The sequence below is a fragment of the Streptomyces sp. NPDC001292 genome, from assembly GCF_042896465.1.
In the GTDB taxonomy this organism is placed as follows: domain Bacteria; phylum Actinomycetota; class Actinomycetes; order Streptomycetales; family Streptomycetaceae; genus Streptomyces.
In genome coordinates, this window is the sequence record NZ_JBIAXG010000008.1 from 176,155 (window position 1) to 190,588 (window position 14,434).

Here is a 14,434-nt window from a genome sequence, read left to right on the forward strand (position 1 = left end):
ACGCGGGCTACGACGAAGCGGGCTACGACGTCACTCGGGCGACCAGCACGCAGGCGTCTTCGTCGCGCCCGGTACCGCCGAACTCCTCCACGACCGTCCGTACGCACTCCTGCGCGCCGCGCGCCTCGGTGAACCGCGGGGCGAGGTCGAGCAGGCGGTGTGCGGTGGCCGTTCCTCTCGCACTCTCGGCCGCGCTCGAGCGGGGGGACTCCCGTCGCGGCACCAGTCCGTCGGTGTGCAGCAGGAGCAGGTCGCCCGGCTCCAGGGTCTCCTCGGCCTGCCCGTAGGAGGCTCCCGCAGTGGCGCCGAGCAGGACGCCGTCCGGGGTGTCCAGGATCCGCCCCGTCCCGCCGCGGAACAGCAGCGGGGCGGGGTGTCCTGCCCGTGCCCAGGTGAGGGTGCGGGTGGCGGGCCGGTAGTGGCAGCAGACGGTGCTGCCCAGGGCCGGCTGGACGGTGGTGTCCAGCAACTGGTTGAGCCAGGTCATCAGCTGTCCCGGCCGGGCCCTTGCCATCGCCATGCCGCGCAGGGCGCCCAGCAGCATCGCCATGCCCGAGGTCACGCCCGGCCCGCGGCCGGTGAGTCCCCCGACGCTGAGCAGGATGTCGCCGTCGGCCAGCTCCAGCGCGTCGTACCAGTCGCCCCCGATCGGTGTGCCGGTGGAGGACGGCAGGTAGTGGGCGGCCAGGTCGAGCCTCGGGCGGCCCCGGCGCGGGAGCCGCAGGGAGCCGCGCCACGGGGGGAGCACGGCTTCCTGCAGCTCGACCGCGAGCCGGTGCTCGGTCTGCGCGCGATGCCGTTGGCGGTGCAGCGAGTCACGGGTCTCGCGCACCGCCGACTGACTGAGCCGCAGCTCGCTGACGTCTCGCAGCACCGCCCACATCGAGGCGGTGCCGCCGTCGGCGTCGAGCACGGGCTCGCCCATCATGTGCACCGCGCGGACGGCTCCGTCGGGCCGCACGATGCGGAACTCCCCGTCGATCGGCTTGGCGTCGACCAGGCAGTCGGTGACCATGGCGGTCAGCCGGGGCCGGTCCTCGTCCAGCACCACGGAGGGCAGTTCGTCGAGGGTGAGCGGGGGAACGGCGGGGTCGCGGCCGAGGATCTGGAACAGTTCGCCCGACCAGGCGGCCTCGTCCGTCAGCAGGTTCCACTCGGCGCTGCCGACACGGCTGAGCAGCGAGCCGCGCGGTGGCGCGGCCGGTGCGCAGGGCTCGGCCGACGGTATCGCGGGCAGCGGCGGCGGGCCGTCCCGCAACTGCGTCAAGTGCTCGTCCAGATCGTTGAGTTGGTGCAGCGCCAGCTCGCACAGCGCACGCTCCCATCGGCCCCGTGGATCCGAGGCGTCGCCCCGCGCGTCCCGCCGTACGGCGTCCACCTGGCCCCTGAGCCGGCGCGCCTGCGATATCAGCGCGTCGACCGGGCCGCCCCCTGGTGGCTGGGCGGGGGAGCGGTCCGCGAAGACGTGAGGCGGCATGGCGCACTCCGATGCGGGAACGGTACGGCCGAGGCGGCGGGAAGGACCGCTATGACTCTTGCACAGCCGGCGGCGCCCCGTAAGGGATTTGGCAAGACGCGACGCGAGGGTGCATCCGGCATATGCCACAGTCCTTCCCGGGCGGCTGACCGGCACTTTTGGCGTAGCCGCCCCGGCGGCCGAGGCGTAGACGAGGTACGTGATTTGACGGTCGGCCGGCGGTGGCGCCCGGACGTTCAAGCTTGCGTTCCGCGACCGCGTGTTCCCCTCGGCGGACCGCCCGCCATCGATCGCGGCAGGAGTGACGCAGGTCACACGGATTGGTGGGCGGTCATGCGTAATGCGAGCGGCTCCTGCGGGCTCCTAAGGACAACGGCGCAACCGGCCGACCTTACGACCCGCAGCGGAGACCGATCATGGACACCACCCTCGAGCAGACCGCCCGCGCCCGTCTGATCACCGCGGACGGGTGGGAACTCCCCGTGCCCGCCACCCTGCGCTACGTCTCCACCGACCCGCTGGCCGTACACGTGGACTTCCCGCCCGAGGCCTCCCTCGACGGCGAGGCGGTCTCGTGGACCTTCGCCCGCGCTCTGCTGGAGGAAGGGCTCGAGGGGCAGGCCGGGGCCGGGGACGTGCATCTGTGGCCGTGCGGGGGGTCCCGTACGGTGCTGGAGCTGCACTCGCCCTCGGGTCTGGCCCTGCTGCAGTTCGACACCCCGGCGCTGCGCCGCTTCCTGCTGCGCAGCTACGCCGTGGTCGCGGCCGGTCAGGAGGACCTCGGTGCGGCCGTCGACCGCGGCCTGAGCACCCTGTTCGGCACGGTCTGACCGGGCGGCCCGCCGCGTCGGCCTCCCCGGAGGGGGGCCCGGTGTCCGGCGCGGCCGCGGCCGCGCCCGCGTCCGGCGTCAGTAGCGCAGCACTCCGGCGATCCCCTGCGCGTCGCCCAGGGTGCCGTCGGGGACGAAGCGCACGTCGGCGCCCGTCTCCAGGCACTGCTCGACGATCTCGTCCACGATGTCCTCGCGGGCGCCCGGTTCGTCGCTCTCCGCAGGAACCAGATGGCCGCCGACGGAGTCGCGCACCGTGACGCGGTAGTTCTCCTCGACGGCCAGCAGCCGGATGCGGCCCTCCTGCGCGGTCTGCCAGACCTCGTCGACACCGGCCGCGTACTCCTTGCGTCCGCGGGCCCCCTCCAGTTCGCGGGCCACCGCCTCGGTGTCGCCCCGCGTCTCCTCGTCGTGCAGGGGCCCGATCGCCCGCCAGACGGTCTCGGGGGTGGCGTGCGCCAGACCGCCGTGCTGGACGGGCACCGCGCACTTGGCGACGCTGCCGACCTCCTCCAGGGCGGACAGCGCGGCCGGCTCGCCCGTGATGTACAGCCGGCGCGGATGCTCGCGCAGGACCGCGCTCATCGCGGTGTCCGCCTCGCGCAGGAACTGCCGGGTGCTCTGGTCCCGGAACGTGCTCGGCTCGTCGCCGATCTGCATCCGGCGTTCGGCGTCGAAGTTCTCGACGAGTTTCCTGGTCAGCGGGAAGCCGCCGGTGTGGTCCTCCGTGACGCGGTCGACGCCGCCGCTCCACAGCGTCACGCGGTCCGCGGAGACGGCCAGGACCCAGAACGGGCGTTCGGCGGTCCGCGCGGAGACCAGGTTGCGGGTCAGGAAGGTGTCCGAGAGGACCACGCGCTCCGGAACGGTACGGGTCAGCGACCACACCTGGTGCTCGCCCGGAGCGGCGAAGATCGCCAGCCCGTCCTCGGCGTACGTCAGATCGACCTCGGCGAGGGCCTGGTCGAGCTGCCGGACGACGTCGTGGCGTTGCTCCCGGGTGACCTGCGGGTTGGTCTCCAGTTGCCTCTTGGCCTCGGCCACGACGTTGCGCAGCCGGACCGGATCCTGTGCGTTGTCGGGCTCGCGGCGGTGCGTCGGCGTCAGCACCGACACCGCCGGGTAGGGGCGCGGACGCCGCAGCTCGGTGAGTATCGAGGGACTCAGCTCGTGCTCCATGACAGCACGATAGGTCCGATTCGCACTTCAGGCATTCGGGGCAACTCGGCTGGCGCGCGGGGCCTTTCGCTGGTACGGCGCCCGAGGTGCCGCACGCCGTGCCGCGTGCCCGCCCGAGACCGTTGCGTGCCCCGTCCGAGACCGTCCGGCGTGCGGGCCGCCCGGGTCGGCGAGGCCCGGTGCGCGGACATTGGAGAAGTCTTTGCCCTTGGCCGGTTCCCGGCGCTCCGCCCCAGATGGGACGCCCTTTCCGTGATGTTCCGGGAGCAAAGTGCGGCCGCAACGGGCGGGCCACCGTGGCAACCGGGTGAAGGACGCGTTGACCGCCCCGCCCCGGTGGCGCACGCTCGTCATGTAGATGCTCAATACAACTGGTTCGCCCGGGCGTCGGGCGCTCACCCCCGCCTTCGGGCAGGGGAGCGATCCCCTCCGGCGGGCCGGGGAGCAGGAGGTGGCGGATGTGCGGCATCACCGGCTGGGTCTCCTACGACCGCGACCTGTGCGCCGAGGCCGCGACCTTGCGTGCCATGACCGAGACGATGGCCTGCCGGGGTCCCGACGACCGCGGCACCTGGGCGGAGGGGCCCGCGGCCCTGGGGCACCGCAGGCTCGCGATCATCGACCTGCCCGGCGGCCGCCAGCCGATGACCGCCGGGACCCCGGACGGCACGGTTGCGCTCGTCTACTCCGGCGAGACCTACAACTTCACCGGGCTGCGCGCCGAACTGGCCGCCCGCGGCCACCGCTTCACCACCGACTCCGACACCGAGGTCGTCCTGCGCGGCTACCTGGAGTGGGGCGACGCCGTGGCCGAACGCCTCAACGGCATGTACGCCTTCGCGATCTGGGACGGCCGCCACGACGAACTCGTCATGATCCGCGACCGGATGGGCATCAAGCCCTTCTACTACCAGCCCACCCCCGACGGCGTCCTCTTCGGCTCCGAGCCCAAGGCGATCCTCGCCCACCCCATGGTCCGCCCCCGGGTCGCCCTGGACGGCCTGCGCGAGCTGTTCACCTTCGTCAAGACCCCGGGCCACGCCGTCTGGGACGGCATGCGCGAGGTCGAGCCCGGAACCGTCGTCACCGTCGGCCGCACCGGCCTGCGCACCCGCGTCTACTGGCGGCTGCGGACCCTGCCCCATCCCGACGACCGCGAGACCACCGTCGCCACCGTCCGCACCCTCCTGGACGACATCGTGCGCCGCCAGCTCGTCGCCGACGTGCCCCGCTGCACCCTGCTCTCCGGCGGCCTGGACTCCTCCGCCATGACCGCGCTGGCCGCCCGCCGGCTGGCCGAGCAGGGCGAGAAGGTGCGCAGCTTCGCCGTCGACTTCGTCGGGCAGAGCGACCACTTCGTCGCCGACGACCTGCGCGCCACCCCCGACACGCCGTTCGTGCACGATGTGGCGCGCGCCGCCGACACCGACCACCAGGACATCGTGCTCGACGCGCACACCCTCGCCGACCCGGAGATCCGCCGGAAGGTGGTCCGCGCCCGCGACCTGCCGATGGGCTTCGGCGACATGGACTCCTCCCTGTACCTGCTGTTCCGCAGCATCCGGGACCACTCCACCGTCGCCCTGTCCGGCGAGTCCGCCGACGAGGTCTTCGGCGGCTATCAGCACTTCTTCGACGAGGAGGCGCGCCGCGCCGACACCTTCCCCTGGCTGGTGCGTTTCCCGCGCGACTTCGGCGACGACGCCGGTGTCCTGCGCCCCGGCCTCGCCCGGGCCCTCGACCTGCGCGCCTACGTCGCCGACGGCTACCGCGCCGCCGTCGGCGCCGTCAGCCGCCTCGACGGCGAGAGCGACTTCGAGTTCCGGATGCGGCAGGTCTGCCACCTCCACCTGACCCGCTTCGTCCGGGCCCTGCTCGACCGCAAGGACCGGATGAGCATGGCGGTCGGACTGGAGGTCCGCGTCCCCTACTGCGACCACCGCCTGGTCGAGTACGTCTACAACGCGCCCTGGGCCCTGAAGTCCTTCGACGGCCGGGAGAAGAGCCTGCTGCGGGAGGCGACCGCCGACCTGCTGCCCAAGTCCGTGTACGACAGGGTCAAGAGCCCCTACCCGTCCACCCAGGACCCCAAGTACGCCCTCGCCCTCCAGGACCACGCCAAGGACCTGCTCGGCCGGCCGGGGCACCCGGTCTTCGACCTCGTGGACCCGGAGCGGCTGCGCCGCCTCGCGCACCGCGACACCCCCCTGGGCGGCGACCAGGCGGCGCGACGCGGTCTGGAGCGGATCCTCGATCTGGCCGTCTGGCTGGACCTGTACCGTCCGCAGATCGTCACCGGCTGAGCCCGGTCAGCCGCTCCCGTCCGGCTCCCGGTCCGCACCGCAGGAGCTGCCGTCGGCCGGCAGGGAGCCGTACAGCAGGAAGTCGTTCACCTTCTTGTGCACGCACCGGGAGGACAGGTACCCGGTGTGCCCGTCGGCCCTGTTGTCGAGCACCACGGCCGACGGGCCGAGCCGCCGCGCCGTCTCCAGCGTCCAGCGGTACGGGGTCGCCGGGTCGCCGCGGGTGCCGACCAGCAGCATCTTCGCCGTGTCGACGTTCCTCACCTTCTCGCGGATGAAGTCGGTGCCCTTGGGGCGGCCGTAGCACATCAGCAGCTCGCTCAGCCGGGCACGGCCGAAGACGGGCGAGGCCTGCTCGTACTCGGCGCTCAGCCGGCCGAGGTCCCTGGTGAGCCGCGCGGCGCCGGGCCGGTCGGGGTCGTCGGCGCAGTTGACCGCCATGGTCGCGGCGGGCTGGTTGTCCGGCGGTATCTCGGCGGAGCCGGCCAGCCCGCCGTCCGCGGGACGCGGCGCACTCGGCCGTCCCGGCAGGGTGCCGCCACCGGCGGAGAAGGCCTCGACGCCGTGCGTGTCGCCGTCCTCCAGCAGGGAGGCGATCGCCCGTTGCAGGGAGGGCCACAACCGCTTGCTGTAGAGCGCCTGTCCGATCGCCCTGGCGAGGTCCTGGCCGGACAGCCTGCCGCCGAACCTGTTCGGCACCGGGTTCGCGTCGAGCGAGCGGACGAGCCGCACGACCTGGTCGCCGGCCGCGCGGCGGTCGTCGCCCCACGGGCAGGCGACGTCCCGCACACACCAGTCGAGGAAGTCGTCGAGCGCCGTCTGCTGCGCCTCGGCGGCGACCAGCCCCTGCTCCGTCAACGGCTCGGTCAGTGTGTCGACCCCGTCGAGGGCCATCCTTCCGACCTTGCCGGGGAACAGCGCCGCGTACACCGAGCCGAGCCGGGTGCCGTAGGAGAAGCCCAGGTAGTCGAGCCGGTCGTCGCCGAGCGCCTGACGGATCACGTCCAGGTCCCGGGCGGCGTCGACAGTGCCCATGTGCGCCAGGACCGGGCCCGAGCGCCGGGCGCACTCGGCGGCCGTCCGCTGCCACGCCGTGAGCTTCTCGCGGACGACCTTCGGGTCGCCGAGGTCCCCGTTCCCGCCGGTCAGCTGCGTGGTCCGGTCGTCCGTGTCCAGGCCGCAGCCGACCGGAGAGGACCTGCCGACGCCCCGCGGGTCGAAGGTGACCACGTCGTAGCCGTTGGTCAGGTCCATGAACCGCCTGCCGTCGGTGGTCAGCCCGGGTATGCCCGCGACGCCGGGACCGCCGAAGTTGAGCAGCACCGAGCCCCGGGAGGGTCCGGTGGCCCGGTAGCGGGCCAGGGCGAGGTCGAGGGTGCCCGCGCCGGGGCGGGCGTAGTCGAGGGGAACGGTGACCTTGCCGCACTGTATGTCCTTCGGGGCGTCCGCCTCGCACGCCGACCACGTCACCTTCTGGCGGTAGAACCGGCCCAGACCGCCTGGCGCGTCGCCGTCGGCCCCCGCGGGCAGTTCCGCGCCGAGGAGGACGAGCGTGACGGCCCCGACGCATGCGCAACGCCGGGCCGCGCGCCGCGTCGACAGCTTGGCCAGCATGAACGCCTCCAGCAACGCTCCGCCGCGGACCGGGAACGGGCCTTCGCCCACCTTAGGCGGCCCGTCCGGGCGCCGCCTCCCGGCGGGCCGCCCCGCGGGCTCCGCACCCCGGACCCATCGCCCGGCATCGGCGGCTTCGCGCGCCGTTCGATAACAGGGCCCCCGATGGGGTGAAAGGGCGACAGGCCATAACCCCGAATCCTTCACCAGCGTTTTACGGGGTGCGGGTGAGCGCCCGCGACCATGTCTGGAAGGCAGGGAACCTATGAAACGGGTCACGCGGAACAGTGTGATCGCCGTGGCCGCCGCCTCCGGCGCGATGGCGATGACCATGCCGGTGTCCGCCTTCGCGGCGGACGGCGGCGCCGCGGCGGAGGGTGCCGCGGCCGGCTCGCCCGGTGTGGTCTCCGGCAACACCGTCCAACTGCCGGTGGACGTTCCGATCAACGTGTGCGGGAACACCGTGGACGTGGTGGGGCTCCTCAACCCCGCGGCGGGCAACCGGTGCGCCGACGCGTCCGACGGGAGGGACCGGACGCCGGCAGCCGACGGTGCGGCGGCACAGGCAAGCACACAGGATTCCCCCGGTGTGGTCTCCGGCAACACCATCCGGCTGCCGGTGCACGTCCCGGTGAACGTCAGCGGCAACAGCGTGAACGTGGTGGGCATCGGCAACCCGGCCTCCGGCAACACGTCCACGAACACCCCGGGCCCGCAGGCCGACCCGACGCCCCCGCCGCCCGTGCGGTCCGAGCCGCAGCCGTTGCCGAGGCCCGTGACGCGTCCCGAGCCCGCAGCCGTGCCTCAGACGCAGGTGTCGCTCGCCCACACCGGCGCGGACCAGACCGTGCCGGTGGTGGCCGCGGGCGCGGCCCTGGTACTCGGCGGCGCCGTCCTGTACCGGCGTTGCCGGCCCGGCTCGTTCCGCTGACGCGGGCCCGCGACCGCGGTGGAGACCCACCGGACACCTGGCCGGTGGGCCTCCGCCCGGTGCGCCCCACGCCCGGGGGTCCCGCACCGTAAACCTGTTGCCGTGGACGTCCGCGTTTGCTCCAGTTGGCGTATGGATCACGCCGCGGTACTCGCCCTGTACGACCGGGACCTGCGCGAAGGCGCTCGGCCCGACGGCCCCGGCACGCGCGTGGAGCGCGCCGACAACGTGGTGCGCCAGATCGGCTCGGACCAGGGCTGGAACGGCGTGCTCTGGTCGGACCTGGACGAGGCCTCCGTGGACGCCGCGATCGCCGAACAGACAGCCCGCTACGGCGAGTCCGGCCTCACCTTCGAGTGGAAGGTGTACGGGCACGACCGCCCCGCGGACCTCGGGCAGCGCCTGCTGGCCGCCGGCTTCGCACCCGAGCCGGAGGAGACGCTGATGGTCGGCGAGATCGCCGATCTGCACCTCGACGCCGAGCCTCCCGAGGACGTTCACCTGCGCACGGTCACCGACGAGGCGGGGCTCGACCTCCTGATCGGCGTGCACGAGGCTGCGTTCGGTACGGACGGCTCCCGTCTGCGTCACCGCCTCCTCGCCCGGCTCGCCGCCGAGCCGGACACGCTCGTGGCCGTGGTCGCCCTCGCCGGAGACGTGCCGGTGAGCGCCGCGCGCATGGAGCTGGTGCCCGGGACGCGGTTCGCGGGCCTGTGGGGCGGCGGCACGGTCGAGGGCTGGCGAGGCCGGGGCATCTATCGCGCCCTCGTCGCCCACCGCGCCCGTGCCGCCGCCGACCGCGGCTACCGCTACCTCCAGGTCGACGCCTCCAGCCAGAGCCGCCCCGTCCTCGAACGGCTCGGCTTCGTCGCGCTGACCACCACGACACCGTACGTGTACGAGCCGTGAGCCGGCTTAACTGACCGGGCGGGGACGCCGGCTCAGCGGTGACCCGCCTTCGCCCGGTCCAGCGCGGTGACACCCACCGCGGCGAGGGCGATCTGGATCAGCCACTCGATCCAGTCGACGCCCTTGGTGTCCGAGACGCCGAGCGCGGAGGCGATCGCGGCGCCCACCAGGGCGGCCACGATGCCGATGAGGATCGTCCAGATGACGCCTATGTGCTGGCGGCCGGGAACGACGAGCCGTCCCAGCACACCGATGATCAAGCCGATGACGATGGCACTGATGATGCCCGTGATCTCCATCTTCCGCCCCTCCGCGTCGTGACCCCCGCGCCCTTCGAATGCCCGCTGGAACCGGAGCCACACCGGTCGGTTCCCCCGCCCCGGCTTGACATGCAGGTAATTGCCTGCATGACTGAAGTGTGCGATCAGACGCCGACTCGGGGATGGACAGGGTCTTCAAAGCGCTGGCCGACGAGACCCGCAGACGGCTGCTGGACCGTCTGCACGAGCAGAACGGGCAGACGCTGGGCGAGCTGTGCGCCCGCATCGACATGACGCGTCAGTCGGTGACCCAGCACCTGGCCGGACTGGAGGCCGCCAACCTGGTCAGCACGGTGCGGCGGGGGCGGGAGAAGCTGCACTACGTCAATCCGGTCCCGCTCCACGAGATCCAGGAGCGGTGGATCGACAAGTTCGAACGCCCGCGCCTGAGCGCGTTGGGCGCCGTGAAGCGACGAGCCGAGGAAGCCATGGCCGACAAGCCGGACTACGTCTACGTCATCTACATCGAGAGCACGCCCGAAACGGTCTGGGACGCCCTCACGGACGCCGACCTGACCGCCGCCTACTGGGGCCACAGCAACGTCTCGGACTGGCGTCCCGGCTCCCGCTGGGAACACGTCCGCACGGACGGCTCGGGCGTCGCCGACGTGGTCGGCACCGTGGTCGAGGCCGATCGCCCCGCCCGCCTGGTGACGACCTGGGCCGCGCCCGAGGACGAGGAGCGGCCGGACCGGCACTCCCGGGTCACCTTCGACATCCGGCCGCACGGGGACATCGTCCGTCTCACCGTCACCCACGAGGACCTCAACGACGAGGGCGAACTCGCCGACGTCTCGGGCGGCTGGCCGGCGGTCCTGTCCAATCTCAAGTCCCTCGTGGAGACCGGCAGTCCGCTTCCCCAGGAGCCCTGGCTGATGCCCGGCCCCTGACCCGGCGGGAGCCGGCCGTCACCCGCGGACCGGTCAGGACTTCTCGCACCGTTCGTGCAGCGAATCCCGGGCCTCACCGCACTCCTGCTGCTGGAGGCGGCGGCGCAACCGGTGCAGGCCCCGGCGGGCGTGGCTCTTGACGGTGCCCAGCGGCCAGCCCGTGCGCGCCGCGATCTGGGTCTGGGTCAGGTCCTCGAAGAAGGCCAGGCGCAGCACACGCCGCTGGGCCGCCGGGAGCCGGTCCAGCTCGTACCGGACCAGGACGCGGTCCAGGGCGGCCTCCGGCCGGCCGTCGGCCGGATCGGCGGAGCCCAGCGCCGACCCGGCGGCCGCGACCAGCTCCCCGCGACGGGTCCGGGCGGCCAGCGCGTCGGCGATCCTGCGCCGGGCGATGCCGACGATCCACCCGGCGAGCGGGCCGCGTTCGGGCCGGTAGCCGTGCCTTCCCCGCCAGACACCGAGGAAGACCTGCTGGGTGACGTCCTCCGCCTCCTTGGCGTCTCCCAGGGATCGCCGGGCCAGCGTGTGCACCAGGGCCGACCAGCGGTGGTAGGCGGCGGCTAGGCAGGCGTCGTCGCCCGCCACGAGGCCGCGCGCGAGCTCCTCGTCGGGCGCCCACGGTGACACTTCCGCGAGACGCTCCGTAGCGGTCGGGACGGCGGTCGGATGCGGTGTCATGGCGACGGCTCCAGTGACGGTTCCCGGGCTTGTCCCTGTGCGTCCATCGTGTGACCCCGGCACAACCCGCTCAACTCGCATCGGTTCTGCGTCGTTCTGCCCGGGTGGGCGCGGCTCCTCAGTCGCGGCCGCGAGCGCGCTTGAAGCGGGCCAGCCCCTCGGACAGTTCCACGACCGGGTCCGGGTAGTCGAGAGCGTCTCGCGCCGGCCCCCGGAGCTTCCACGGCTCGTGCACGGCCGGCCCGTCCAGCCCGGCGAGTTCGGGCACCCAGCGGCGTACGTACGTGCCGTCGGGGTCGTACCGCTTGGCCTGGGTGACGGGGTTGAGCACCCGGTTGGGCCGGGTGTCCGTGCCGGTGCCGGCCATCCACTGCCAGTTGAGCTGGTTGTTGGCGAGGTCGCCGTCGACCAGGTACCGAAGGAAGTGCCGCGCGCCCACCCTCCAGTCGACATACAGCGTCTTGGTGAGGAAGCTCGCGGTCAGCAGGCGGCCCCGGTTGTGCATCCAGCCCTCGTGCAGCAGCTGGCGCATGGCCGCGTCGACGATCGGATAGCCGGTGCGGCCCTCCCGCCAGGCCTCGACGTCCTCGCGCGCGGCCCGCTCGGACCGCCGGCGGTCGTGCGTGCGGTAGTCGGCGCTCGCCGAGGCGGGCCGCACCGCCAGCACCTGGCGGTGGAAGTCGCGCCAGGCGAGCTGCCGTACGAAGGCCCCCGCGCCCGGACCGCTCGCGCCGCGCGCCCGGTGCACGAGTTCGACCGGGGAGAGGGTGCCGAAGTGCAGGTGGGGGGAGAGCCGGGACGTGGCGTCGCCGGCCAGGTCGTCGTGGCGCTCCTCGTAGGCGCCGACGCCGGAGCCCAGCCAGGCCGCCAACCGCTTGCGGCCCTCCGTCTCGCCGCCCGGCACGAGGCCCGCCGACAGATCCGCGGCGGCCGGTCGGGAGGGCAGCTCCTCGGAGGCGATGCCGTCCGGGACGCGGACGGTGCGGGGGGCGCCGAGCGGAGCGCGCAGCCGCTGCCTCGACCACTGCCGGAAGTAGGGGGTGAAGACGGCGAAGTGGTCCGAGGCGGACGGCGTCAGCGCGCCGGGAGTGACGGCCGTGGTCACCGTGTCGTGCACGTGCAGCCGGCGTCCGTCCGTCTCCAGGGCGCGCCGCAGCCGCTCCTCGCGGCGGTGGGCGAATCCGCTGACGTCGGCTGCCATGTGGACCTCGTCGGCGTCGGCCTCACGGGCCACCGCGCACACCCGCTCGACGAGGTCGCCGCTGCGGACGATCAGCCGGCCGCCGCGGTGGCGCAGTTCCGCGTCGAGGTCGTGCAGGCAGTCGGAGAGGAACGCCAGCCGGTTCGGCGCGGCGAAGCCGGCCGCGTCCACGGCCCGGTCGCGCACGAACAGCGGGACGACGTGCCGGGCGCCGGCGAGGGCGGCGCGCAGCGGCGGGTGGTCGTGCACCCGCAGGTCGGCGGTGAACAGGACGACCGAGACGTTCATGGTGCGGTCTCCGTGGAGGGGACGGGAAGGGTTGGACGGATCGTTCCGGATCGCTTCGGGCGCGGGGCGTTCGGCGGATGCGGGCGTCAGCGGACGGAGGCGCGTTCCCCCGCCGGGGCGAGCCGGGCCTGCTCGGCCGCCGCCCCGGCGATGTTGCGGGCCATCCCGCCGAACACGACCGCGTGGAAGGGCGAGACACTCCACCAGTAGGCGTGCCCCAGCAGCCCGTGCGGATGGAACACCGCGCGCTGGCGGTACAGCGTGCGGCCCCCGGCGTCGGTGTCCACGCACATCTCCAGCCAGGCCAGGCCCGGCAGCCGCATCTCGGCCCGCAGCCGGAGCAGCCGTCCCGGCTCGATGTCCTCCACGCGCCAGAAGTCGAGCGAGTCGCCGGCCCGCAGCCGCTGTGCGTCACGGCGTCCCCGGCGCAGCCCGATCCCGCCCGCCAGCCGGTCCAGCCGGCCGCGCAGCGCCCAGGCGAGGGGGAAGGAGTACCAGCCGTGGTCGCCGCCGATGCCCTCGACGACCCGCCACAGTGCCTCGGGAGGGGCATCCACCGTGCGTTCCCGCCGGTCCGAGTAGAGGCTGCCGCCTGCCCAGTCGGGATCGGTGGGCAGGGGATCGCTGGGCGCGCCGGGCACCGACGCGGACGACCACCGGGTCGTCACCTGCGCGTCGCGGACCCGTCGCAGTGCCAGCCGCACCGCCTCGTCGAAGCCGATCGGATGCCCGGGAGGGTCGGGCACGTACCGCAGGATGTCGTGCTCCCGGCAGACGACCTCGTGGCGCAGCGACTCGGCGAGCGGGCGAGCGATGGCCGCCGGTACGGGGGTGACCAGGCCGATCCACTGACTGGACAGACGGGGGGTGAGGACCGGGACGGGGACGATGACCCGGCGGGGCAGGCCCGCCACCGCCGCGTACCGCAGCATCATGTCCCGGTACGTCAGGACGTCCGGACCGCCGATGTCGAAGGCCCGGTTCACGTCGTCGGGCATCCGCGCGCTGCTCACCAGGACGCGCAGGACGTCGCGCACGGCGATCGGCTGGATGCGGGTGCCCACCCAACTGGGGGTGACCATCACGGGCAGGCGCTCGGTGAGGTAGCGCAGCATCTCGAAGGAGGCGGAGCCGGAGCCGATGATGACGGCGGCGCGCAGGACGGTGGTCGGCACGCCCGAGGCCAGCAGGATGCGGCCGACCTCCGCACGCGAGCGCAGATGGGGGGACAGCTCCCGTTGCGGCACACCGGTGGGAGTCAGACCGCCGAGGTAGACGACGCGCCGCACGCCCGCGGCCCGGGCCCGCTCCGCGAAGACGCGCGCGGCCCGGCGGTCGGTCTCCTCGAAGTCCTTGCCGGTACCGAGGGCGTGCACCAGGTAGTAGGCGACGTCGACGTCCCGCAGGGCCGCGGCGACCGACTCCGGGTCGGTGACGTCCCCGCGCACCACCTCCGTCCGAGCCGCCCAGGGATGGTCGCGCAGCTTGCCGGGGGAGCGGGCCAGGCAGCGCACCCGGTGGCCGGCGTCGAGCAGCTCCGGGACCAGCCGGCCGCCGATGTACCCGGTGGCGCCCGTCACCAGGCAGCGCAGCCCGTCGCCCGTGTCATCACCGTTCATCGTCCTCGGTCCCTCGCGTGTCGGTACCTTTCCGGATCACTTCCACCGGGAGGGCCCTCGCGGATGCGTGTCCGGCGCTTTCCGTGGGCCGATCGCGTGGCCGTGGCTGCTGCGCGGCGACGGCCGGGGAACAGATTCCGCCGAGGCCGTCGGGCGAGGTGCCGGCGCGGGGGCCCGCCGTTCGTGCGAGAGGCG

General features: G+C 73.5%; 12 protein-coding genes. 5 read left to right on the top strand and 7 right to left on the bottom strand.

Annotated elements, in window-relative coordinates:
• Positions 1–22: 22 nt before the first annotated feature.
• Positions 23–1,477: a PP2C family protein-serine/threonine phosphatase gene (locus ACFY4A_RS12280; RefSeq protein ID WP_390829343.1), complete on the bottom strand. Its 1,455-nt coding sequence runs from the start codon at positions 1,475–1,477 to the stop codon at positions 23–25.
• Positions 1,478–1,893: 416 nt separating this feature from the next.
• Between ACFY4A_RS12280 and ACFY4A_RS12285 the strand changes: the two genes are divergently transcribed.
• A complete protein-coding gene (locus tag ACFY4A_RS12285) occupies positions 1,894–2,307 on the top strand; it encodes an SsgA family sporulation/cell division regulator (RefSeq protein ID WP_390829344.1) in 414 nt (137 codons plus the stop codon).
• 78 nt (positions 2,308–2,385) lie between these two features.
• Here the strand turns inward: ACFY4A_RS12285 and ACFY4A_RS12290 are convergent, their stop codons facing one another.
• A complete protein-coding gene (locus ACFY4A_RS12290; protein ID WP_390829345.1) occupies positions 2,386–3,486 on the bottom strand; it encodes a chemotaxis protein in 1,101 nt (366 codons plus the stop codon).
• Positions 3,487–3,944: 458 nt separating this feature from the next.
• Between ACFY4A_RS12290 and asnB the strand changes: the two genes are divergently transcribed.
• Positions 3,945–5,789 (top strand): asparagine synthase (glutamine-hydrolyzing), encoded by a 1,845-nt coding sequence (gene asnB / locus ACFY4A_RS12295; protein ID WP_390829346.1) that lies wholly within the window; start codon positions 3,945–3,947, stop codon positions 5,787–5,789.
• A 6-nt stretch (positions 5,790–5,795) separates the two neighbouring features.
• Here the strand turns inward: asnB and ACFY4A_RS12300 are convergent, their stop codons facing one another.
• On the bottom strand, positions 5,796–7,403 hold the full coding sequence (locus ACFY4A_RS12300) for an alpha/beta hydrolase (protein WP_390829347.1): 1,608 nt from the start codon (positions 7,401–7,403) through the stop codon (positions 5,796–5,798).
• A gap of 265 nt (positions 7,404–7,668) precedes the next feature.
• Here ACFY4A_RS12300 and ACFY4A_RS12305 point away from each other — a divergent pair, with 265 nt between their 5' ends.
• Together ACFY4A_RS12305 and ACFY4A_RS12310 are read left to right on the top strand one after the other, a co-directional pair.
• Complete coding sequence (locus tag ACFY4A_RS12305) at positions 7,669–8,334, top strand: chaplin family protein (RefSeq protein WP_390829348.1); 666 nt, start codon at positions 7,669–7,671, stop codon at positions 8,332–8,334.
• A gap of 132 nt (positions 8,335–8,466) precedes the next feature.
• The gene (locus tag ACFY4A_RS12310; protein WP_390829349.1) at positions 8,467–9,243 is read left to right on the top strand and encodes a GNAT family N-acetyltransferase; all 777 of its coding nucleotides are present in this window, start codon (positions 8,467–8,469) and stop codon (positions 9,241–9,243) included.
• Between the two features lie 32 nt (positions 9,244–9,275).
• Here ACFY4A_RS12310 and ACFY4A_RS12315 read toward each other — a convergent pair whose 3' ends face one another.
• Positions 9,276–9,542 (bottom strand): GlsB/YeaQ/YmgE family stress response membrane protein, encoded by a 267-nt coding sequence (locus ACFY4A_RS12315; protein WP_390829350.1) that lies wholly within the window; start codon positions 9,540–9,542, stop codon positions 9,276–9,278.
• 143 nt (positions 9,543–9,685) lie between these two features.
• On the opposite strand from ACFY4A_RS12315, the gene ACFY4A_RS12320 reads away from it, so the two are divergent.
• Positions 9,686–10,453, top strand: a complete 768-nt coding sequence (locus ACFY4A_RS12320) for an ArsR/SmtB family transcription factor (protein ID WP_390829398.1) — start codon at positions 9,686–9,688, stop codon at positions 10,451–10,453.
• Between the two features lie 33 nt (positions 10,454–10,486).
• On the opposite strand, the gene ACFY4A_RS12325 is transcribed toward ACFY4A_RS12320, so the two are convergent.
• The 3 genes from ACFY4A_RS12325 to ACFY4A_RS12335 form a co-directional block, all read right to left on the bottom strand.
• The gene (locus ACFY4A_RS12325) at positions 10,487–11,131 is read right to left on the bottom strand and encodes a sigma-70 family RNA polymerase sigma factor (RefSeq protein WP_390829351.1); all 645 of its coding nucleotides are present in this window, start codon (positions 11,129–11,131) and stop codon (positions 10,487–10,489) included.
• A gap of 118 nt (positions 11,132–11,249) precedes the next feature.
• Positions 11,250–12,620, bottom strand: a complete 1,371-nt coding sequence (locus ACFY4A_RS12330) for a cryptochrome/photolyase family protein (protein WP_390829352.1) — start codon at positions 12,618–12,620, stop codon at positions 11,250–11,252.
• 86 nt (positions 12,621–12,706) lie between these two features.
• A complete protein-coding gene (locus ACFY4A_RS12335) occupies positions 12,707–14,239 on the bottom strand; it encodes an SDR family oxidoreductase (protein WP_390829353.1) in 1,533 nt (510 codons plus the stop codon).
• Positions 14,240–14,434: the final 195 nt, after the last annotated feature.

Excerpts from the sequence above, each read along its gene's own strand:
- ACFY4A_RS12280 (WP_390829343.1), bottom strand. The coding sequence starts at position 1,477 with ATGCCGCCTCACGTCTTCGCGGACCGCTCCCCCGCCCAGCCACCAGGG.
- ACFY4A_RS12285 (WP_390829344.1), top strand. The coding sequence starts at position 1,894 with ATGGACACCACCCTCGAGCAGACCGCCCGCGCCCGTCTGATCACCGCG.
- ACFY4A_RS12290 (WP_390829345.1), bottom strand. The coding sequence starts at position 3,486 with ATGGAGCACGAGCTGAGTCCCTCGATACTCACCGAGCTGCGGCGTCCG.
- asnB (WP_390829346.1), top strand. The coding sequence starts at position 3,945 with ATGTGCGGCATCACCGGCTGGGTCTCCTACGACCGCGACCTGTGCGCC.
- ACFY4A_RS12300 (WP_390829347.1), bottom strand. The coding sequence starts at position 7,403 with ATGCTGGCCAAGCTGTCGACGCGGCGCGCGGCCCGGCGTTGCGCATGC.
- ACFY4A_RS12305 (WP_390829348.1), top strand. The coding sequence starts at position 7,669 with ATGAAACGGGTCACGCGGAACAGTGTGATCGCCGTGGCCGCCGCCTCC.
- ACFY4A_RS12310 (WP_390829349.1), top strand. The coding sequence starts at position 8,467 with ATGGATCACGCCGCGGTACTCGCCCTGTACGACCGGGACCTGCGCGAA.
- ACFY4A_RS12315 (WP_390829350.1), bottom strand. The coding sequence starts at position 9,542 with ATGGAGATCACGGGCATCATCAGTGCCATCGTCATCGGCTTGATCATC.
- ACFY4A_RS12320 (WP_390829398.1), top strand. The coding sequence starts at position 9,686 with ATGGACAGGGTCTTCAAAGCGCTGGCCGACGAGACCCGCAGACGGCTG.
- ACFY4A_RS12325 (WP_390829351.1), bottom strand. The coding sequence starts at position 11,131 with ATGACACCGCATCCGACCGCCGTCCCGACCGCTACGGAGCGTCTCGCG.
- ACFY4A_RS12330 (WP_390829352.1), bottom strand. The coding sequence starts at position 12,620 with ATGAACGTCTCGGTCGTCCTGTTCACCGCCGACCTGCGGGTGCACGAC.
- ACFY4A_RS12335 (WP_390829353.1), bottom strand. The coding sequence starts at position 14,239 with ATGAACGGTGATGACACGGGCGACGGGCTGCGCTGCCTGGTGACGGGC.